General features: G+C 55.5%; 17 protein-coding genes. 11 read left to right on the forward strand and 6 right to left on the reverse strand.

Translation table 11 applies throughout. From position 1 onward, the window contains the following. Positions 1-11 precede the first annotated feature (11 nt). From dnaN to FQ668_RS26420, 9 genes are all read left to right on the forward strand, one after another. Positions 12-1115, forward strand: a complete 1104-nt coding sequence (gene dnaN / locus FQ668_RS26380; protein ID WP_003253156.1) for a DNA polymerase III subunit beta — start codon at positions 12-14, stop codon at positions 1113-1115. Positions 1116-1130: 15 nt separating this feature from the next. Then, positions 1131-2234: a DNA replication/repair protein RecF gene (recF, locus tag FQ668_RS26385; protein ID WP_014589201.1), complete on the forward strand. Its 1104-nt coding sequence runs from the start codon at positions 1131-1133 to the stop codon at positions 2232-2234. Positions 2235-2238: 4 nt separating this feature from the next. Beyond that, positions 2239-4659, forward strand: coding sequence for a DNA topoisomerase (ATP-hydrolyzing) subunit B (gene gyrB / locus FQ668_RS26390; RefSeq protein WP_003253152.1), 2421 nt, complete (start codon positions 2239-2241; stop codon positions 4657-4659). Between the two features lie 836 nt (positions 4660-5495). After that, positions 5496-6134, forward strand: coding sequence for a TnsA endonuclease N-terminal domain-containing protein (locus FQ668_RS26395; RefSeq protein ID WP_011953077.1), 639 nt, complete (start codon positions 5496-5498; stop codon positions 6132-6134). Further along, positions 6115-8073, forward strand: a complete 1959-nt coding sequence (locus FQ668_RS26400) for a DDE-type integrase/transposase/recombinase (RefSeq protein WP_011953078.1) — start codon at positions 6115-6117, stop codon at positions 8071-8073. Before FQ668_RS26395 ends, FQ668_RS26400 begins: the two co-directional genes overlap by 20 nt. Continuing rightward, a complete protein-coding gene (locus FQ668_RS26405) occupies positions 8070-9029 on the forward strand; it encodes a TniB family NTP-binding protein (protein WP_010951429.1) in 960 nt (319 codons plus the stop codon). The genes FQ668_RS26400 and FQ668_RS26405 overlap by 4 nt, the downstream gene beginning before the upstream one ends. Before the next feature lie 75 nt (positions 9030-9104). Then, positions 9105-11021, forward strand: coding sequence for a TniQ family protein (locus tag FQ668_RS26410; RefSeq protein WP_010951430.1), 1917 nt, complete (start codon positions 9105-9107; stop codon positions 11019-11021). Positions 11022-11077: 56 nt separating this feature from the next. Further along, positions 11078-11437: a histone-like nucleoid-structuring protein, MvaT/MvaU family gene (locus tag FQ668_RS26415; protein WP_010951431.1), complete on the forward strand. Its 360-nt coding sequence runs from the start codon at positions 11078-11080 to the stop codon at positions 11435-11437. Positions 11438-11808: 371 nt separating this feature from the next. Further along, positions 11809-12141 (forward strand): DUF2790 domain-containing protein, encoded by a 333-nt coding sequence (locus FQ668_RS26420; protein ID WP_011953079.1) that lies wholly within the window; start codon positions 11809-11811, stop codon positions 12139-12141. Positions 12142-12238: 97 nt separating this feature from the next. On the opposite strand, the gene FQ668_RS26425 is transcribed toward FQ668_RS26420, so the two are convergent. From FQ668_RS26425 to FQ668_RS26450, 6 genes are all read right to left on the reverse strand, one after another. Next, positions 12239-12694: a DUF411 domain-containing protein gene (locus tag FQ668_RS26425; protein WP_011953080.1), complete on the reverse strand. Its 456-nt coding sequence runs from the start codon at positions 12692-12694 to the stop codon at positions 12239-12241. Further along, complete coding sequence (locus FQ668_RS26430; RefSeq protein WP_011953081.1) at positions 12684-13463, reverse strand: cytochrome c; 780 nt, start codon at positions 13461-13463, stop codon at positions 12684-12686. Before FQ668_RS26430 ends, FQ668_RS26425 begins: the two co-directional genes overlap by 11 nt. A gap of 9 nt (positions 13464-13472) precedes the next feature. Continuing rightward, on the reverse strand, positions 13473-14588 hold the full coding sequence (locus tag FQ668_RS26435) for a copper resistance protein B (RefSeq protein WP_011953082.1): 1116 nt from the start codon (positions 14586-14588) through the stop codon (positions 13473-13475). Continuing rightward, complete coding sequence (locus tag FQ668_RS26440) at positions 14578-14901, reverse strand: hypothetical protein (RefSeq protein WP_012269845.1); 324 nt, start codon at positions 14899-14901, stop codon at positions 14578-14580. Before FQ668_RS26440 ends, FQ668_RS26435 begins: the two co-directional genes overlap by 11 nt. Before the next feature lie 14 nt (positions 14902-14915). Next, a complete protein-coding gene (locus tag FQ668_RS26445; RefSeq protein WP_144180737.1) occupies positions 14916-16970 on the reverse strand; it encodes a copper resistance system multicopper oxidase in 2055 nt (684 codons plus the stop codon). Positions 16971-17152: 182 nt separating this feature from the next. Then, on the reverse strand, positions 17153-17359 hold the full coding sequence (locus tag FQ668_RS26450) for a co-regulatory protein PtrA N-terminal domain-containing protein (protein WP_011953085.1): 207 nt from the start codon (positions 17357-17359) through the stop codon (positions 17153-17155). Positions 17360-17525: 166 nt separating this feature from the next. On the opposite strand from FQ668_RS26450, the gene FQ668_RS26455 reads away from it, so the two are divergent. Continuing rightward, complete coding sequence (locus FQ668_RS26455) at positions 17526-18203, forward strand: heavy metal response regulator transcription factor (RefSeq protein ID WP_011953086.1); 678 nt, start codon at positions 17526-17528, stop codon at positions 18201-18203. Next, positions 18203-19609: a heavy metal sensor histidine kinase gene (locus FQ668_RS26460; protein ID WP_011953087.1), complete on the forward strand. Its 1407-nt coding sequence runs from the start codon at positions 18203-18205 to the stop codon at positions 19607-19609. Before FQ668_RS26455 ends, FQ668_RS26460 begins: the two co-directional genes overlap by 1 nt. The last annotated feature ends 314 nt before the right edge of the window (positions 19610-19923 follow it).

Here is a 19923-nt window from a genome sequence, read left to right on the forward strand (position 1 = left end):
GGGACTAGACCATGCATTTCACCATTCAACGCGAAGCCCTGTTGAAACCCCTGCAACTGGTCGCCGGTGTCGTCGAGCGCCGTCAGACCTTGCCGGTCCTGTCCAACGTATTGCTGGTCGTACAAGGCCAGCAACTGTCGTTGACCGGTACCGACCTGGAAGTCGAGCTGGTAGGCCGCGTGCAACTGGAAGAGCCGGCCGAGCCTGGCGAGATCACTGTTCCGGCGCGCAAGCTGATGGACATCTGCAAAAGCCTGCCTAACGACGCCCTGATCGATATCAAGGTCGATGAGCAGAAATTGTTGGTAAAGGCCGGCCGCAGCCGCTTCACCCTGTCGACCCTGCCTGCCAATGACTTCCCGACTGTGGAAGAAGGCCCGGGTTCGCTGACCTGCAACCTGGAGCAGAGCAAGCTGCGCCGCCTGATCGAGCGAACCAGCTTCGCCATGGCCCAACAGGATGTGCGCTATTACCTCAACGGCATGCTGCTTGAGGTTTCCCGCAACACGTTGCGCGCCGTATCCACCGATGGTCACCGCCTGGCGCTTTGCTCGATGAGTGCGCCGATCGAGCAGGAGGATCGACACCAGGTTATCGTGCCGCGTAAAGGTATCCTGGAGTTGGCGCGCCTGCTGACCGATCCTGAAGGTATGGTCAGCATCGTGCTGGGCCAGCATCACATCCGCGCCACTACTGGCGAGTTCACCTTTACCTCCAAGCTGGTGGACGGCAAATTCCCTGACTACGAGCGCGTACTGCCCAAAGGCGGTGACAAGCTGGTCGTTGGAGACCGCCAGGCGCTGCGTGAAGCTTTCAGCCGTACTGCGATTCTTTCCAACGAGAAGTACCGCGGTATTCGCCTGCAGCTGGCAGCCGGTCAACTGAAGATCCAGGCTAACAACCCCGAGCAGGAAGAAGCTGAAGAAGAAATCAGCGTGGACTACGAAGGTAGCTCGCTGGAGATTGGTTTCAACGTCAGCTACTTGCTAGACGTGCTGGGCGTGATGACTACTGAGCAAGTTCGTCTGATTTTGTCCGATTCAAACAGCAGTGCGCTGCTGCAGGAAGCTGGCAATGACGATTCTTCCTACGTTGTCATGCCGATGCGACTGTAAGCTGTAGCAGGCCAAATGTCCCTTCGACGTATCATGGTCACCGCGGTGCGCAACTTGCACCCGGTGACACTCCTACCCTCCCCCCGCATCAACATCCTTTACGGCGCCAACGGCAGCGGCAAGACCAGCGTGCTAGAAGCCGTGCATTTGCTCGGGCTGGCCCGTTCATTTCGCAGCACTCGCCTGAATCCGGTTATTCAGTACGAACAGGCTGCCTGTACTGTGTTCGGTGAGGTTCAGCTGACGGAGGGTGGTACGAGCAACCTGGGTGTGTCCCGCGAGCGGCAAGGGGAGTTTACTATTCGCATTGATGGGCAGAATGCGCGCAGCGCCGCGCAATTGGCTGAGTTACTGCCGCTTCAGCTCATCAACCCAGACAGTTTCCGGCTGCTGGAAGGTGCCCCAAAAATACGCCGCCAGTTTCTGGACTGGGGAGTGTTCCACGTGGAACCTCGTTTTCTGCCAGCCTGGCAACGCCTTCAGAAGGCGCTGCGGCAGCGGAACTCATGGTTGCGTCATGGTACACTTGACCCAGCTTCGCAAGCCGCCTGGGACCGGGAATTGTGCCTGGCTAGCGCGGAAATAGATGAATACCGTCGCAACTACATCAAGGCCTTGAAGCCCGTCTTCGAGCGAACCCTGAGCGAACTGGTCGAGCTGGACGGGTTGACCCTGAGCTACTACCGAGGTTGGGACAAGGACCGGGAACTGCAAGAAGTACTCGCCTCCTCCCTCCTTCGCGATCAGCAGATGGGCCATACCCAAGCCGGTCCGCAGCGTGCTGATCTGCGTTTGCGGTTGGCTGGCAACAACGCAGCCGACATCTTGTCGCGTGGTCAGCAAAAGTTGGTGGTATGCGCATTGCGCATTGCCCAAGGCCACCTCGTTAGTCAGGCTCGCCGCGGTCACTGTATTTATCTCGTGGATGACTTGCCGTCCGAACTGGATGACCAGCATCGCCGCGCACTATGCCGCTTGCTTGAAGAATTACACTGCCAGGTGTTCATCACCTGTGTAGATCACGAATTACTGAGGGAAGGCTGGCAGACGGAAACGCCAGTTGCTTTGTTCCACGTGGAACAAGGCCGTATCACCCAGACCCACGACCATCGGGAGTGAAGGCATGAGCGAAAATCAAACGTACGACTCCTCCAGCATCAAAGTGCTGAAAGGTTTGGATGCCGTACGCAAGCGTCCCGGCATGTACATTGGCGACACCGATGATGGTAGTGGCCTGCACCACATGGTCTTCGAAGTGGTCGACAACTCGATCGACGAAGCCCTCGCCGGTCACTGCGATGACATCACTGTCATCATCCACCCGGACGAATCTATCAGTGTGCGCGACAACGGTCGCGGCATTCCGGTCGATGTGCATAAGGAAGAAGGCGTTTCCGCAGCCGAGGTCATCATGACTGTGCTGCACGCCGGCGGTAAGTTCGACGACAACTCCTACAAAGTATCTGGCGGTCTGCACGGTGTCGGTGTGTCGGTTGTGAACGCCCTGTCCGAGAAGCTGGTTCTGACCGTTCGCCGTAGCGGCAAGATCTGGGAACAGACTTACGTTCACGGTGTTCCACAAGCGCCCATGGCGGTTGTCGGTGACAGTGAAACCACGGGTACCCACATCCACTTCAAGCCATCGGCTGAAACCTTCAAGAACATTCACTTCAGCTGGGACATCCTGGCCAAGCGCATCCGCGAGCTGTCGTTCCTCAACTCGGGCGTTGGCATTCTGCTGAAGGATGAGCGCAGCGGTAAGGAAGAGTTCTTCAAGTACGAAGGCGGTCTGCGTGCGTTCGTCGAGTACTTGAACACCAACAAGACGCCGGTCAACTCCCAGGTGTTCCACTTCAACGTTCAGCGTGACGATGGTGTGGGTGTTGAAGTCGCCCTGCAATGGAACGACAGCTTCAACGAAAACCTGCTGTGCTTTACCAACAATATTCCGCAGCGTGATGGCGGTACCCACCTGGTGGGTTTCCGTTCCTCGCTGACCCGTAGCCTTAACAGCTACATCGAGCAGGAAGGCCTGGCCAAGAAGAACAAGGTGGCAACCACTGGCGACGACGCCCGTGAAGGCCTGACCGCAATCATCTCGGTTAAGGTACCGGACCCGAAGTTCAGCTCGCAGACCAAGGACAAGCTGGTCTCCTCGGAGGTGAAAACCGCCGTGGAGCAAGAGATGAACAAGTACTTCGCCGATTTCCTCCTGGAAAACCCGAACGAGGCGAAGGCCGTCGTTGGCAAGATGATCGACGCGGCTCGCGCTCGTGAAGCTGCACGTAAAGCTCGTGAGATGACCCGCCGTAAAGGTGCGCTGGATATCGCGGGTCTGCCGGGCAAACTGGCGGACTGCCAAGAGAAGGATCCTGCTCTCTCCGAACTGTACCTGGTGGAGGGTGACTCTGCGGGTGGCTCGGCCAAGCAAGGTCGTAACCGTCGTACCCAGGCGATCTTGCCGCTGAAGGGTAAAATCCTCAACGTCGAGAAAGCGCGCTTCGACAAGATGATTTCGTCCCAGGAAGTGGGCACGCTGATCACTGCGCTGGGCTGTGGTATCGGCCGTGAAGAGTACAACATCGACAAACTGCGTTATCACAACATCATCATCATGACCGATGCTGACGTTGACGGTTCGCACATCCGTACGCTGCTGCTGACCTTCTTCTTCCGTCAGCTGCCGGAGCTGGTCGAGCGTGGCTACATCTATATTGCCCAGCCGCCGCTGTACAAGGTGAAACGAGGCAAGCAGGAGCAGTACATCAAGGACGATGAGGCCATGGAAGAGTACATGACCCAATCGGCGCTGGAAGATGCCAGCCTGCACCTGGACGAATCGGCACCTGCAGTTTCCGGTGTGCAGCTGGAAGCGTTGGTGAATGAGTTCCGCAGTGTCATGAAGACTCTCAAGCGCCTGTCGCGCTTGTACCCGGAAGAGCTGACTGAGCACTTCGTCTACCTGCCTGAGGTGACCCTGGAGCAGTTGGGTGACCACGCAGTGATGCAGGCCTGGCTGGCCCAGTTCCAGGCGCGTCTGAACTCCAGCCAGAAGTCTGGCCTGGCTTACAACGCCAGCCTGCGTGAAGACAAAGAGCGCAACGTGTGGCTGCCTGAAGTGGAAATTACCTCCCACGGTCTGGCCAGCTACATCACGTTCAACCGCGATTTCTTCGGCAGCAATGACTACCGTACCGTAGTCAACATTGGTGCCAAGCTTTCGAGCCTGTTGGGTGAAGGTGCGTACGTGCAGCGCGGTGAACGCCGCAAGGCAATCGTCGAGTTCAAAGAGGGCCTGGATTGGCTGATGAACGAGACCACCAAGCGCCATACGATTCAGCGATACAAAGGGCTGGGTGAGATGAACCCGGACCAGCTGTGGGAAACCACCATGGACCCGACCGTTCGCCGTATGCTCAAGGTCACTATCGAAGATGCCATCGCCGCTGACCAGATCTTCAACACCCTGATGGGTGATGCGGTCGAGCCGCGTCGTGACTTCATCGAAAGTAACGCGCTGTCGGTGTCGAACCTGGACTTCTGATCAGGTGTAGGTTCACAGAAAAGCTGCACGCTTTCACAAATAGATGACCGGCCGGGCTTCAACCATGGCCCCTGTCGGTCACCATCAAGCCCGCCTTCGCGGGCTTTTTTTTGCCTGGAATTCCTGCCGGGGCGCCCTACTCCGCTCATTGGAAAATGATGCAGATGGGGGGATTTGAGGAAGTGATTTGATGGGGCGCTGGAAGTGCTGAGAGGGTCGGCGGGCGGATCTGAGCAGCAGAGAGATTGAGAGGACTTTAAAACTAATATTTGAACACCTTAATAGTTAATTAAGCGTACGTGTTAAGTATTAATTTGAACAATTTAGTATGGAAATGGAATTTGGTGGAAGTTGCCATTTTGGATTTTTTGTAGATTTCGAAGGGATGTTGGAATAAGATCTATGACCAACTTTTCCGCTTTGCACTGAAGATTTTCAGCCAAATCAGCTGTTTGAAGCGAGAGCTTCAGACCTGATCCAAATTGCTCCAGCGATCACGAAGTGGCCGTTTAGAAATAAAGAGAGCAAGCCGATTGCTTTAGATTCTGATCAGTCATGAGAGTCATGACCAATGAGAGAAAAGGAGACCTGAAAATGTAGAAAAACGCGATCAATCCCGAGAGGACTGACCGCGCTTAGCGAAGCAGACTTGCGTCCTCAGAACCCGCAATGTCTGCTTTTTCGAAGCGACTGTCAATCCTCTCCCATTTTTTCGACCTTAGCGAGGTTACTCGACGGCACAGTGTTGCCTGTCGAAAGGCCTCACTTCGCCCGCCCTGCGCCTTGATTTTTTGGCGCAGCGTCGGCGCTCGTTTCGAGATTTTCGGAGGTGTTTCATGACAGTACGAAAGGTGGTCACGCGGCGGTCCAACCATTACCGCGGCTACTTCCCATCGCTCAAAAATAAAAAGCCTGTGCCCTGGGAGTCCCAGCTCGAAGGCGCTCTTTTTCGGCTTCTTGAGCTGTCTCCTGCGGTCATCGGCTACGTCCCGCAGCCCAGTGAGGAACGTGTTCCATCGCTCCAGGGCTACTTCAAATATTACCCAGACGTACAGGTTTTCCTCGCGGATGGGCGCGAGTGGTGGTTTGAAGTGAAGCCTCACGACCGACTGAAGATTGCCAGCGTCAGGCAGCGACTGGATGCCGCTGAGCGCTACTTCAACGCCACTGCCCGTAACTTTTCGGTGATCACTGAAAAGTTAATTGAAGCTGAACCCCTGGCTACCAATCTTAGAAGGCTGATGTATCACCGGCGCGGTCCAGAGCTTTCGCATCAGGCGTTGGAGGAGGTAATGGCGACCTTCAACGAATGGCCGCCTATGACCGTTGCAGATCTGCTCTACGTGGTTGGTGAGGGGAAAGCCTGGCGCTTGTTAGGCCTTGGGGTGGTGGGCATTGACCTTGATAGGTCAATTGACACTGACTCCCCGGTCTTCCTGCAAGGGGGGCACCGTCATGCAAACCTTTTCCCTTAGGGTGAAATTGGTCGTCATCGTTCGTGGCGTACTGATGGTGCTTGAGAAGAGGCTTATTGACCGGAAGCTGCTCTTTTTCGATGAGCTTGGTGAGCCCACGAAGCTATCCGAGAAGGAGTTCTATGAGGCCTACGAGAAGCGCGAGATCGAGATCTCCGCTGATCAGCCATACCTTGGGAGGGTTCCGTATGTGCGGAACGTCCCTCCAGATATTTCATGCTTCCCCAAAAAACATGGAGATGAGGCATTGCGTCGACGCAAGTATCTGGACGACCTAACTAAGCGCGGTAAATACAAGCTACCGGGTGACGAAGACATGATCAAGAAGCTTAGAGATATCGCCAAAAAGATTGGGGATGCGTGCGCACCCTCGGTTTCCACTATTCGACGTTGGGCAGCCAAATACATTGGCCAGAACGTAGTAAAGCTTATCCCTCAGCATGCCAAAAAGGGTCGGGCTGCCGCGATACAGGGAGAGCTCGAAGTTATTCTTGAAGGGGTGATTAATAAAACCTACCTGCAGGATACGATTCCAGCGGTCAGCGTGGTCGTTTCAGAATTCGAGGATCAGATAAAAGAGAGGAACAAAAGTCGTTTGCCTTCGGATCAGCTCAAGATCCCAAGCGGAATGACTGTCCGAAGGTACATCGCCAAGCTGGATCCGTACCTTGTGGATAAGGAGAGGCTCGGAAAACACGCAGCAGACAAGAAGCACCGTGTTGCGGCGGGTGTCCTACGTGTCCATGAGATTTTGGAACGTTGGGAAATTGATCACACCTTGTTGGACGTCCAGCTTGTGGATGAAACCTCGGGGCTGTGCATTGGGCGCCCCTATCTGACGATCGTCCTCGACCGCTTCTCTCGAATGGTGATGGGATATTTGCTCCACCTGTCGGCGCCAAATACGGAAACCGTGCTTCGTGTGATCGAACGCTCAATCCGTCCAAAAGCCGAATTGCTGAAGCGCTTTCCGAAAGTGAGAAATGAATGGTGGGCACGTGGGCTGCCGGCTCGAATAGTCCCAGACAACGCAGCGGAATTTCACGCGGGCGATCTCATCATGGGATTCAACGAGTTGGGTATCGAGATCATGTATCCCGCTTCAAGGGCCCCTCAAAGGAAAGGTGCCGTCGAACGCTTTTTCAGCACACAGAACCTGGGGCTTATCCACAACCTCCCGGGTACCACCTTCTCGAATATCCAGCAGCGTGGCGATTACGACTCGGAGAAGAATGCATGTTTCACGCTCCCTCAATTGGAGGCGGTGGTAGTGAAATGGATCGTCGATGGTTACCACCAGACTCCTCATCGGGGGCTGGACAACAGAACACCGGCTCAAGTCTGGGGGACTAGCGAGGCGAACCATGTCATCAGCCTTCCCGTCGACCTGGACTCGTTGGAGTGCATTCTGGCCAAGCGGGCCTCGGTGAAGGTTCACCATTACGGCATCGAGGTTGCCAAAGTGGGCTACCACTCTACGGAACTTGCTGAGCTCCGTATGCGTTTGGCAGACGGAGAAAAGGTAAACGTCCGCTATCGAGACGAAGCCGGGCACGTTTGGGTTCACGACCGCTTCAGAAACTTGTTCTTCAAAGTGCCCGCCAAAGATGAGCGAATGGCCGGTAAGAGCAGGGAGGTGTGGAAGGCTGCCGAGAAAGCGCTGCGAGAAAAATATAATGAGCAGCCTAGCTTCGAGGCTACGCACAGGTGCTACCAGGAAATTATGGAAGATGCAGACGAGGCCCGCCGTTCGCAGACGCTCAGAAAACGACGCGCAGCTGCCATAGCGAAAATCGACAAGGAGGGTCGAGTGACCGAAAGCACGCCTCCACCCAAGGTACTCGCTGAAGTGGAATGGACCGGTGACTCTATTCCTAACATTCCGCCAGCAGCCTTCAAGGTCTCGGTTCGTCGCCCTGCTGGGAGTTCTAAGCCATGAACGCCATCAATCTGTACGAATGCTACGAGCATGGTGAATACAGCTTTACGCTCCGCGATCGTTTTATTCACAGCCCTCAAGTCGAGCGAGCGTTGACGCGACTAGGCGATATCCACGGCGATAGTCGGCGTACCAGAGCAAGTAAAGGGTTGCTGATCCAAGGTCCAAGCGGAGTGGGCAAGAGCACATTGGTCAAGGAGTACATTCGGTCATTGGAGGAATTGGAGAGCCATGACCCACAGAAGCGGACAGTTCTGTTCGTCGAGATGCCTTCGTCTCCAACCAAAAAGAACCTGGCAGCAGCCATTTTGGCAGAGCTGAAGGATCCCTTCGCAGAGGCACGAGGACATTCGGCAGAGGTTAAATTTGCGCGAGTAGTCCTGCTGCTGAAGAACCTTGGCGTGGAGATGTTGGTCCTCGATGAGGCGCAGCACCTGGTCGATTATCGTCGTAATGGTGCGTATGAGGCAGCAGACTGGATCAAGAGTCTGATGAATGAAACCAGTATCGCGTTTGTTCTGATTGGGCTGAAGCGCACCGAAAATCTCCTGCTAGCAAACGAGCAACTGCGACGCAGGTTTTCGGCCACGGTGGCATACGATCGCTTCACCTTCTCCGCTAATACGTCTCTTCATTTCGTGATGTTGTTGCAGGCAATCGAGGGCGAACTGCCTGTTCAAACCATCAGTTTTGTAGAGCCAGCGATGATTAAACGCTTCTACCTGGCTTCCTATGGATTGATCGACTACCTCATCAAGATTGTGGACAGGGCTGTTTGGCTGGTTCAAGTCCAGGACCTTGTCGGGATTGAACTTCCTGTGCTGGCCCAGGCTTTTGAAGACGAGGTTTGGAGCTACGCCACCGAGGATCGAAACCCCTTCAGTGCGAGCTTCAATTTCCAGCCTCTGTTCGGGAAGCGGGAGCCGTTTGAGACGTTCGAAGAGAGCAGTACCTGACGGCCAAGGGCCGGGCTTATCGGCCCGGCTCTACTCCCCTGATTTTTATGTCTTCGATTTCATGGATGTGTAGGAATGTTTGGTCTTTTAATCAACCCACGACCACACCAAGACGAAAGTCTTTTGGGGTACCTGCAGCGCCTGGCGAAAGCCAACGGATTACCCAGAAAGGAACTGCTCACCGCCTTTGCACGAGCCGACGAGACCGATGTTGCGGACTGGCTGCAGATGATGGAAGGACCACTGAGCTGGCCTGCGGTATCTGCTGAGTTTCGTGATCCAAGGCCCAAGGGGGTCAAGTTATGGACGACTCATCACGCTCGTTACTGTCCGATCTGTTTGGGCGAAGCCGGTTATTGGAGAGAAAGCTGGGGCTTGACCCTGGTTACGACGTGTTCTGTCCACGGCACTGAACTCCACGGGCGGTGCCCCAACTGTCTGAAGGAAACCGATCCAAGCGCAATGAGTGCGAATAGTTGCCAAGCGTGTGGCACCTCATTGAGTGGGACCAATTTTGAGATCGCGCCGGCGAGTGATACGGCCGCCTGGCTCACCTCTGGCTTTGAAGATAGGTTTTACGCCGACTCGTTGCCAGCTGACGCGGGATTGGCGGCCCTCACCTACGAACAGTTTCACGAGTTGTCATCGCGTCTCGCTGTCAGAAGTTTGCCTACGGAAAGAACCCAGCCGCTGAAGGTTGCTGATTCGGGTTCGCTAGAGATATCGCGGCTTATGGCAAACGCGGCGGGCGTGGTTCTCATGAACTGGCCTCTCGCATTCAGAGAACTGCTGAGTGGCCTCAAGGCAGTCCATTCCGATAACGAACATTGGACGCTCAGCAGATCGTTCGGCCCGATATACCACGACATCCACCGTGATCTGGATGACTCTTGTTTTGACTTTCTTCGTCGAGAGTTCGAATCATTTCTGCAGCATGCGTGGGAAGCACCGTTAGCGAAGCGAAATCGCAATTTGAGTGAGGAGACGATTGAGAGACATCGTTGGGTGTCGTTCGATTCTGCTGCTGAAGCTTGTGGTCTCGGGGTATCAGTCATAAAACGCCTTCATCAGGAGGGACAAATCGCCTATCGGGAGAAGGTCCATGAAGATCGAGTCTTTACGGTCGTGGACCTGGATCATTTGAAGGCAATCTCGCAGCATCTCCAGGGCGTGGCTGATATGAAAGAAACCTCGACTTTGCTAAGCCTCTGTCGCAATCGGGTTAGGCAGCTGCTAGCTGGTGGTACCCTCCAGTTCTTTGGTGGAGAACCGCGCCCAGGCGAAAGGTGGCTGATTGACTGCCGCTCGATCAACGAATTGATTGATGAGAAGCTGCCTACCAGCTCTGACCAGAGCCTGGTGTCGATCAACTACTTGGCCAAGCATTCTCTGCCCAAGGGGGGTGGGTTGGTCGAGTTGGTTCAGGCAATACGTGCAGGTGAACTTCGCGCTTACGGCCCAGCTGAGAATGGCTCGGTTGCGGTAGGGGCGTGGTTACTCAAGCCGCAAGATTTTGCAGCGTGGCAACAAGCCCGAGCTGAGAACAAGAGTCCGGTCTTTCCCGGCCTGTCGGTAGTCAAGGCTGCTGCGCTGTTAGGCGTCAAAGAACAATGCGCATACGCGTTCGTTCGACTGGGTCTGCTATGGAGCACTGCTGTCGAACGAGGCCGGCGTACGCAATTGATGGTTAAGCCTCAAGCCATCGACAGATTCAGGCGTGGCTATATCTTGGGACCGGAGATTGCGGTGTATTTGGGGAAGTCGACCAGGGAGGCGTTCAAGCACCTTTGGGAGGCCAGGTTTCGCCCCGTTGCGGGGCCATCCATTCCAAACGCGGCTTGCCGGCAGTACGTTTGGGTAAGAAGCAAAAAGCTGATCGATTACCTCGCAAGTGAAGCCGCCCAGATCGACGATCCTGAAGCCATCACGTTTTTATCCACACCGATCGCTCAGCCTCGTGATTGCCGATTCAGGCATGTGGGATCAAGATAGTTAGCACGCTTTCTTTCTTGATTGCTAAAATCATCGAACCCATTTTGGAGAATCTTATGTCCCGTCTCGCTGAATTCCGCCTGCTCGAACAACAGCTCGCAGCCCAACTGGCGGAGCTGGAAGCGCTGAAAAATGACTCTGCCCTGAAGCAGGAAATGGAATTTGAAACGAAGCTGCGCAGTTTGCTCAACGAGTATGGCTACGGCCTGCGCCAAGTGGTGCTGATCCTCGATCCGCAAGCGGTGGCTTCCACTGATATGGCCCCAAAAACCTCTCGGAAACCACGCGAAGTGAAGGTCTACAAGAATCCACACAGCGGAGAGGTTGTTGAGACCAAGGGTGGTAATCAGCGTACGCTTAAGGCCTGGAAAAACGAGTATGGCGCTGAGGTAGTCGAGTCTTGGCTCGCCAATTGATTGCACTGCAGGCGGCTTCTGGCACGAGATGAATCGTGGTGCGCCCCGAATGCAAATTCCCATTCTGGGGCGTGACGAAATTTTCTGCGGGTGGTGGATTTAGAGAATTAAAACTGTCGCTAGAGGGTCCCGTCTTTCGCGGCCTGCAGCCATTTGGAGAGGAAACGCAAAACTGTCGCAATCACCCAAAACGCCGGTTCAGACTGATTCGCTAGAGAATTAAAACTGTCGCAGCCTGAAACGACGCGGCTTTCACGTGTATTCAGAGCCATCATTATCGATAGCCTGCTTACAAACATGTAATTCCTGGATCACGTGGATGACAGCTCCCAGTCGGTAAGCTTCACTCATGTCTTCATGGAGTAACAGAAATGAACACCGCTAAAAGCATTGCCGCCCTCATGCTCGTAATCGCCTCCTCATCCGCTTTAGCTGAAGGAGGATCTGATCGCTTACACGGAAAGATGATTCAGGCAAATGAGCAAGCAATGCGTGCCTACGCCGCTGCCAATGGAAAAAAACCACCTGAAGTGATCCATTATCGCTACGGAATGAAACTGGATGTGGCGAGAGTTATCAGTATGACTTCGCTCAAAGGTAGCTGCGACGTGATGCCGACACAGATGAATTACGAGGACTCAACAGGTGAGTTGAAAATCCTCGAATATCGCTCTGCTGGAATTAACTGTAGAGGTCAAAACTGACCGAAGGGACAGGGTAAGTCTTGGAGTAAGCTGACCACGACCAGCGCTGCAGCTGGTCGGCTGGCCGGCAGAAGCCCTTCCCCCGGGGCATCTTGCATTACGTGTCAGGATAACTGGCAACTACTTGATCGTCCCCACTCTTGGTGAGGCCGATGACTTGATAGGCGTGTTTCATGCCATCAACCTCCATACCTGGTGAGCCAGCGGGCATGCCAGGTACCGCGACGCCTGCCAGGTCGTTGCGCTTTATGAGCTCCTGCACCTGGGCTGCGGGGACGTGACCTTCCACAAACTTGCCATCGATAACCGCGGTGTGACACGAAGCCAGCCTCGGAGCTACTCCTAGCTCTTGCTTCACCGCCCTCATGTCCGTTTCAACGTGGTCGACGACCTTGAAGCCGTTTGCCTCCAAGTGCGCTATCCATTTCTTACAGCAACCGCAATTAGCGTCCCGGTGCACATCGATAGTCAGGGGCTCCGCAGCAAAGGCGGCTGAGGCGATTAGAAGTGACGCTGCGGTACTTAAACCGAGGAAGCGGCGCTTACTTGTCATGAGTGTGCTCCTTCCCGTCTTTGTGCACATGGGTTTTGGGAGTAGAACCTGTGTGGTGGTCCGAGTGCGCCTCGCCGGACTCGTGTTCACCGTGGTGCTCCGCTACTGATGAAGACTCCGAATGCGAACTGCCATGATCATGACTTTCCTCAGCCACGCCGTTTGCTGCGGAATCATCATGATTTCCATGACCTGATTTCGCACCACCGTGTTGGCCTTCATGGTTATGCATATCGCTTTCGCCACCGCCATGTTGGTGACCACCACTGGAAGCGACCATCATCTGGTACTGCTCAGCATTGAGTTGCGGTAGCTGGTCCAGGAACGCGACGATTCCCCAGATGTACTGGTCGTCCATGCTCTTACCCCAGGCTGGCATGCCTGTCGCTTTGATACCGTGCTTGATGGTCCAAAACGCAGCAGCAGGGTCACCGCTTACACCTATCTCGGTGAGGTTTGGTGGGGATGGGTATAGGGCTTGGCTGAGTTCAGTTTTCTCCACCCCTGGCGCGAGGTGGCAACCGATACACATGGCGTTGTAGTTGCCTGCCCCTGCTTGGATGAGAGCAGGATCTTTAAGGTTTGGCACCTCAATGTCGCTTGCTCGGACTTCAATCGAGCGATCCCGCGCCATGGCCAAAAACGCATGCACAGCGGGGAAGTGTGGGTCGTCCGCACCAACGTTCACGAGACCGAAGTAAGCAGCACCTAGCACTGCTGCGCTAGTAACAGCACCTGCCGCCACCAGCGTTGTAATTGTTTTTTTCATGTTGAGTTCTCAAAACCACATCCGAATACCGGCCACAAAACGAGCTTCGTCCACGTCCCCGCCTTCATCCCGAATGAAATCGGCGGTTTTGCCGTAGGAACGGCTCCAGGTGACACCTATGTATGGCGCGAACTGGCGAACAATCTCGTACCGTAACCGCAGCCCGACTTCGGTGTTTGCCAGGCCAGAGCCGACGCCGCGTTCCGGGTCGTTCTTGCCATAAAAGTTGGCCTCAGCGGTTGGCTGAAGAATTAAACGATTGGTTAGCAAGATGTCGTACTCGCCCTCCAGACGGGCAGCGGTTTGACCGTTCTCGCCGATAAAGGCGGTGGCTTCAGCTTCGAAGTCATACAGGGCCAGGCCCTGAATACCGAACGCAGCCCAGGTCTGCGGATCCTCCGGTTTGAAATCCTGCCGGACGCCGGCGACAACATCCCACCACGGGCTTACCGAGCGGCCATAGAGGAGCTGCAGCTCAGCATCTTCAGTCACACCATTGGTTCGTTCACCTTCCGAGCGAATCCAGAGCCTATTGATATCGCCGCCCACCCAGCCGGATGCATCCCAAGCAAGCGTGCTACCTTCATCGGCATCTTGGTATTCCAGTTGGTCTAGCAAGAAAAAGCTGTTGAACCCGCTGTCATCCATTTTGTGCCCGTCAAGCGGGGGGAAGGCAGCCTGCCGGTCGGCATCAGTCAGCACCGGGATTGGCGTACGGCTGGTCGGGGTCGGCGAATCAGCGTTCCCGTTTCCCATCGTGGAATGACCCATCGCGCCATGATCCATGCCTTCCATGGACCCGTGATCCATGCCTTTCATGCTTCCATGGTCCATCTTGCTGTGGTCCATCGAGGCGGGTTTCGCTTTGGGCTGGCCATGGCCCATTTTGCTGTGATCAACGGGTGCAGGTTGCGTGGGTTGCTTGCTCGCGCCCATCTGGCTGTGGTCCATGCCCGGCATCGCAGCCTGTGATGAGGCGTGGTCCATCTGCATGGCACCGTGGCCCATTGCCGAGTGGTCCATTCCGGAATGATCCATTTCAGCGGCGAAGCTGGGCGAAACGCCCAGCACACCTAAAGAAACGGCGAATGCCAGCAGCGATGGTCGTGCAACGCTATTGGCCATTTTTCCCTGCCTTAGCTTTGTCGCTGCCATGCGATTCCATCATTTTGCTGTGATCCATTCCTTCCATGGAACCATGATCCATGCCCTCCATAGAGCCATGATCCATGCCTTTCATGGAGCCGTGATCCATGCCTTCATGGTTCATGCCCTGGGCTTGCTTGCTCTTCGAGCCGTTCGATTGCGCCGCGTTGGACGACTTTTGAGAGTGCTGATCATGGTTGTCACTGGACCAGGAAGACGGGGCGTACACCGCGAGCAGGCCAACCATCGCGGCAGAGAGGAAAAAGGCGCTTCGTTTCATTGGTTTGCTCATCTCGTATCTCCAGTTCATTCGTCCACGCGGACTTCTCGGAACATGCCCATCTCCATGTGGTACATGAGGTGACAGTGATAGGCCCAGCGCCCGAGTGCATCTGCGGTTACGCGATAGCTTCGTTTCGAGCCAGGCGGCATATCGATCGTGTGTTTTCGCACCATGAAATTGCCGTCCTCATCCTCCAGGTCACTCCACATGCCGTGCAGATGGATGGGGTGAGTCATCATGGTGTCGTTGACCAAGGTAATACGCAGGCGCTCGCCGTACTTGAGCCGCAGCGGCTCTGCGTCAGAAAACTTGATCCCATCGAAGGACCAAGCGAACTTTTCCATATGCCCGGTAAGGTGCAGTTCGATTGTCCGGCCAGGTTCCCGGCCGTCAGGGTCGATGAAGGTGCTACGCAAATCCGAATACGTGAGAACCCGACGCCCGTTATCGCGAAGCCCGATCCCCGGATCGCTCAGCTTTGGCGTAGGGGTCATGGTCTGCATATCGACCAGAGGGTTGTTTGTTTCGGAGGCGGGATGGTTCTGCATGGCACCGCTGGCGGCCATATTGCTTTGGTCCATACCGGTCATGTTGCCGTGGTCCATGCCAGCCATCTTGCTATGGTCCATACCGGCCATGCTGCCGTGGTCCATGCCAGCCATCTTGCTATGGTCCATACCGGCCATGCTGCCGTGGTCCATGCCAGCCATCTTGCTATGGTCCATACCGGCCATGCTGCCGTGGTCCATGCCAGCCATCTTGCTATGGTCCATACCGGCCATGCTGCCGTGGTCCATGCCAGCCATCTTGCTATGGTCCATACCGGCCATGCTGCCGTGGTCCATGCCAGCCATCTTGCTATGGTCCATACCGGCCATGCTGCCGTGGTCCATGCCAGCCATCTTGCTGTGGTCCATACCGGCCATGCTGCCGTGATCCATGCCACCCATGCTGCCGTGGTCCATCCCCATATCACTCATGGAGATGAGAGGCCTTGGATCTACAGCCGGCACCGGTGCCTGCAGGCCCTCACGGACAGCCAAGGTACCCCTTGAATAGCCGGTGCGATCCATGGATTGAGCAAAGATGGTGTAAGCCTGCTCGTTTTCAGGCTCGACAATGACATCGTAGGTTTCAGCAACGGCAATCCGGAATTCATCGATCGACACTGGCTTAACGTACTGACCGTCGGCTGCGACAACCGTCATTTTCAAGCCGGGGATCCGCACGTCGAAATAGGTCATCGCCGAGCCATTGATAAAGCGAAGCCGGATTTTCTCCCCTGGCTTGAAGATTCCCGTCCAGTTCCCATTTGGCGCCTGGCCGTTCATGAGGTAGGTGTAGGTGTGCCCGCTCACGTCAGCGAGATCGGTTGGGCTCATCTTCATCTCGGCCCACATCTTTCGATCGGCCACAGCAGCAGACCAACCTTTCTCGCTCACGTCGTCGACGAAGTCGCCAACGGTGCGCTTGTGGAAGTTGTAATAGTCCGACTGTTTTTTGAGCTTGGACATAACCCGCGCCGGGTCTTCGTCGGTCCAATCACTCAGCATGACGACATAGTCACGATCGTAGGTGAAAGGCTCTGGATCCTTGGCATCAATCACCAGCGCACCGTAAACACCGACCTGCTCCTGGAAGCCCGAATGGCTGTGGTACCAGTAGGTGCCGTTCTGGTGGACCTTGAACTTGTACTCGTACATGCCGTCGGGAGCGATGCCATGGAAGCTTAGACCCGGCACGCCGTCCATATTCGCCGGCAGGATGATGCCGTGCCAGTGGATGGACGTGTCCTGCTTCAAGCGGTTGCGAACCCGTAGCGTGACCGTGTCGCCTTCGCGCCAACGGAGTATTGGTCCTGGCAGCGAACCGTTGATGGCCATCGCCGTTCGAGCTGCCCCGGTAATGTTCACCGGGAGCTCCCCGATGTACAGGTCAAAATCGGTGCCGGTCAGTACGTTAGGCTGGCCAGGGCTGGTTACGGCCCAGACCGGCGCGCGCCACATGCCCAGCCCACCCAGTAGTCCGGTAGCAGCCAGGCCTTTGACGAATGAACGTCTCGTGGTTTTGCTTTGCATGCCGTTGCGTCCAATCAGGTAGATCGCTGATATCCAGACTGCGGGATCCGCAGCCATCTGGTTTCAATTGAGCTCCCCCAAGCCTCGTAGACTTTCGCCAAAGCACAAGGATTGCGGGAGGCAATACCCCGAAAGCTGACATAGTTCAGATTCCGGGGTGATTACATTTCTGTAAGCTAAGCTCAGCAGCTCTCGTGGCCGGGGTGCTTTTGGCTTTGGGCGGTAACAGGAGCCTCTGCTTTTTTCTCCTGAGCAACCTGGTAAGCCTGCATGGAAGATGCACGTGCAGCTTCCATCCTGGCGAAGGTGCGATCCGCGCCGCCTTCAGCCAGGGCGAGGCTCGCCATGCCGAAGGTGACTACCATCACAATCGCTTTGATCATGTTCATTTGCGTTTCCTCTAAGGGTCAGTTTCGCCTGATTGGCGCCGTTCACAGTGCTCAAGCTAGCTACCCGGCACTGTCAGCAAGCTGAGCCCGACATTACTTTTCCGTCAGCTTCTGGTTGGGTGCCTTTTTTGCTGCACACTGAAGGGCATCCAAGGGGGCGCAGCAGATGAAATTACTCGTAGCCGAAGATGAGCCAAAAATCGGGGCCTACCTGCAGCAAGGGCTGACGGAGGCAGGCTTTACCGTCGATCGTGTGGTCACAGGGACCGACGCGCTGCAATACGCTTTGAGCGAGGCGTATGACCTGCTGATTCTTGATGTAATGATGCCGGGGCTAGACGGCTGGGAGGTGCTGCGGATGGTACGTGCGGCAGGGAAAGAGGTCCCAGTCTTGTTTTTGACGGCCCGTGATGGCGTGGACGATCGCGTGAAAGGGTTAGAACTCGGGGCTGACGATTACCTGGTCAAACCCTTTGCATTCTCGGAACTGCTAGCGCGTGTGCGCACTTTGCTGCGAAGAGGCAGCAGTGGCTATGCTCAGACCACTATGAAGATGGCTGACCTGGAGGTAGACCTGCTTAAGCGCCGGGCCACCCGAAATGGCAAGCGGATCGACCTCACAGCCAAGGAGTTCTCCTTACTGGAACTACTCATGCGCCGACGCGGCGAGGTACTGCCGAAGTCCCTGATCGCATCGCAGGTGTGGGATATGAACTTCGACAGCGACACTAACGTGATCGAGGTTGCTGTTCGTAGGTTGCGGGCCAAGATTGATGACGATTTCGCCCCCAAGCTCATACATACAGTTCGTGGCATGGGCTATCTGATGGATGTTCCCGAGTAATGCGCGCCCAATCGTCGCTCGTTAAACGCCTTACCCTCATGTTCATGTTCGCGGTCATCGCCGTATTGGTCGTTGCCGGCGTGAGCTTCTACATGCTCAGTCAGCACCATTTCCAGATGCTGGATGAGCAAGCCCTGGCCGAGAAACTCGAATCCACCCGGCACATCCTTTCACTTTCAGCAGCACGTGATGAACTTGAGGATCAGGAGCCTCAACTGCGTGCTTTGTTGGGGGCTCATCAGGACCTTTCTGCGGAGATTCTTGATGCTGACGGTACTGTCCTGTTCTCGGACTCCAAGGCATCCCGCATCCCTGAGCGCTTTAAGCAGGCCTCTTCTGGCGCCGTTTGGGACTGGCAAATCGACTCGCGGAACTTCCGGGGGATTACCTCTCAACTGGCTATAGCGCAGGCGCAGGCGCCGGTAACAGTCATGTTGATGCTGGATGTCACCAGCCATGCCCACTTTTTCAAGACGCTGCAATGGTGGTTCGGCATTGGCTTGGTCATCAGCGCTCTGGTTAGTGCAGGATTGGGGTGGATCGTGGCCAAGAGCGGTCTTCGGCCGGTTGGGCAGATCACCAAGGTGGCGACATCCATGTCTGCCCGGTCCCTTCGCGAGCGAATTCCATTGGAGCCCGTGCCGCTTGAATTGCAGGAGCTGATCCTCTCCTTCAACGGAATGCTTGCACGCCTGGAAGACGCGTTCGTCCGGCTATCAAACTTCTCAGCCGACATCGCACATGAGCTGCGGACTCCGGTAAGTAATCTTCTGACGCATACCGAAGTCGTTCTGACCAAAAAACGCGACCTCGATGCCTACGAAGACAACCTCTACTCCAATCTTGAAGACCTCAAGCGCATGTCGCGCATGATCGATGACATGCTGTTCCTGGCAAAAGCTGATAACGGCTTGATCATCCCCGAGCAGGTTGATATCGATCTGGTCGGGCTAGTGTCCAGACTGATTGAGTACTACCAGCTTGCAGCCGAAGACCGAAGCATTCGGCTTGCCCTTCAAGGCGAAGGTACGATCCGTGGTGACCGGCTAATGATTGACCGGGCGGTTTCCAACATTCTATCCAACGCTTTGCGCTATACCCCCGAAGGCCACGATATCGCCGTCCGGATTGTCGAGGCGGCTGATCAAGTGAACCTGTCCGTCCAGAACAATGGGGCCACGATTGATCCGGAACATATCAACAAAATCTTCGACCGGTTCTATCGCGCTGACCCTGCAAGGCGGGAAGGAAGCCCAAGCAACGCCGGCTTGGGTCTGGCCATAACGCGTTCGATCATCGAGGCTCATGGTGGGCGAATTTGGTGTACCTCCGCTGACGGCGTGACGAGTTTTCACATCGCTCTGCCGCACGCCAAACAATCCACTTCCAAGCCTCAAACGGCTTAATGCTCATTTCATGCGTGTAACCTATACTCGGCCATCATGAACCGGCTCCTACGACTGTTCACCATCCTGCTTCTAATCGCATCGCTTCCTCTCAACGGCATGGCGGGAGTCGACTCAGCCATTGAACCATGCCCCATGCAAACCATGGGGATGGAGATGATGGCGGGGATGGATCACGATTGTTGCCAGGATACTGATCCAGGATCAGCTGCCGACCACTCCAAAGCCTGCAAAGTGGGCCAGGAGTGTAGAACCGCGAGCACAGTTCAGGTCGAAATAATTAACCCCACGCTCACCTATTCTGCGCCTAGGCC

Origin of the sequence: Pseudomonas sp. Kh14 (assembly GCF_900291005.1) — a bacterium.
Taxonomy (GTDB): Bacteria; Pseudomonadota; Gammaproteobacteria; order Pseudomonadales; family Pseudomonadaceae; genus Aquipseudomonas; species Aquipseudomonas alloputida.

Coding starts and splice junctions, on each gene's coding strand:
- dnaN (WP_003253156.1), top strand. CDS start 12: ATGCATTTCACCATTCAACGCGAAGCCCTGTTGAAACCCCTGCAACTG.
- recF (WP_014589201.1), top strand. CDS start 1,131: ATGTCCCTTCGACGTATCATGGTCACCGCGGTGCGCAACTTGCACCCG.
- gyrB (WP_003253152.1), top strand. CDS start 2,239: ATGAGCGAAAATCAAACGTACGACTCCTCCAGCATCAAAGTGCTGAAA.
- FQ668_RS26395 (WP_011953077.1), top strand. CDS start 5,496: ATGACAGTACGAAAGGTGGTCACGCGGCGGTCCAACCATTACCGCGGC.
- FQ668_RS26400 (WP_011953078.1), top strand. CDS start 6,115: ATGCAAACCTTTTCCCTTAGGGTGAAATTGGTCGTCATCGTTCGTGGC.
- FQ668_RS26405 (WP_010951429.1), top strand. CDS start 8,070: ATGAACGCCATCAATCTGTACGAATGCTACGAGCATGGTGAATACAGC.
- FQ668_RS26410 (WP_010951430.1), top strand. CDS start 9,105: ATGTTTGGTCTTTTAATCAACCCACGACCACACCAAGACGAAAGTCTT.
- FQ668_RS26415 (WP_010951431.1), top strand. CDS start 11,078: ATGTCCCGTCTCGCTGAATTCCGCCTGCTCGAACAACAGCTCGCAGCC.
- FQ668_RS26420 (WP_011953079.1), top strand. CDS start 11,809: ATGAACACCGCTAAAAGCATTGCCGCCCTCATGCTCGTAATCGCCTCC.
- FQ668_RS26425 (WP_011953080.1), bottom strand. CDS start 12,694: ATGACAAGTAAGCGCCGCTTCCTCGGTTTAAGTACCGCAGCGTCACTT.
- FQ668_RS26430 (WP_011953081.1), bottom strand. CDS start 13,463: ATGAAAAAAACAATTACAACGCTGGTGGCGGCAGGTGCTGTTACTAGC.
- FQ668_RS26435 (WP_011953082.1), bottom strand. CDS start 14,588: ATGGCCAATAGCGTTGCACGACCATCGCTGCTGGCATTCGCCGTTTCT.
- FQ668_RS26440 (WP_012269845.1), bottom strand. CDS start 14,901: ATGAGCAAACCAATGAAACGAAGCGCCTTTTTCCTCTCTGCCGCGATG.
- FQ668_RS26445 (WP_144180737.1), bottom strand. CDS start 16,970: ATGCAAAGCAAAACCACGAGACGTTCATTCGTCAAAGGCCTGGCTGCT.
- FQ668_RS26450 (WP_011953085.1), bottom strand. CDS start 17,359: ATGAACATGATCAAAGCGATTGTGATGGTAGTCACCTTCGGCATGGCG.
- FQ668_RS26455 (WP_011953086.1), top strand. CDS start 17,526: ATGAAATTACTCGTAGCCGAAGATGAGCCAAAAATCGGGGCCTACCTG.
- FQ668_RS26460 (WP_011953087.1), top strand. CDS start 18,203: ATGCGCGCCCAATCGTCGCTCGTTAAACGCCTTACCCTCATGTTCATG.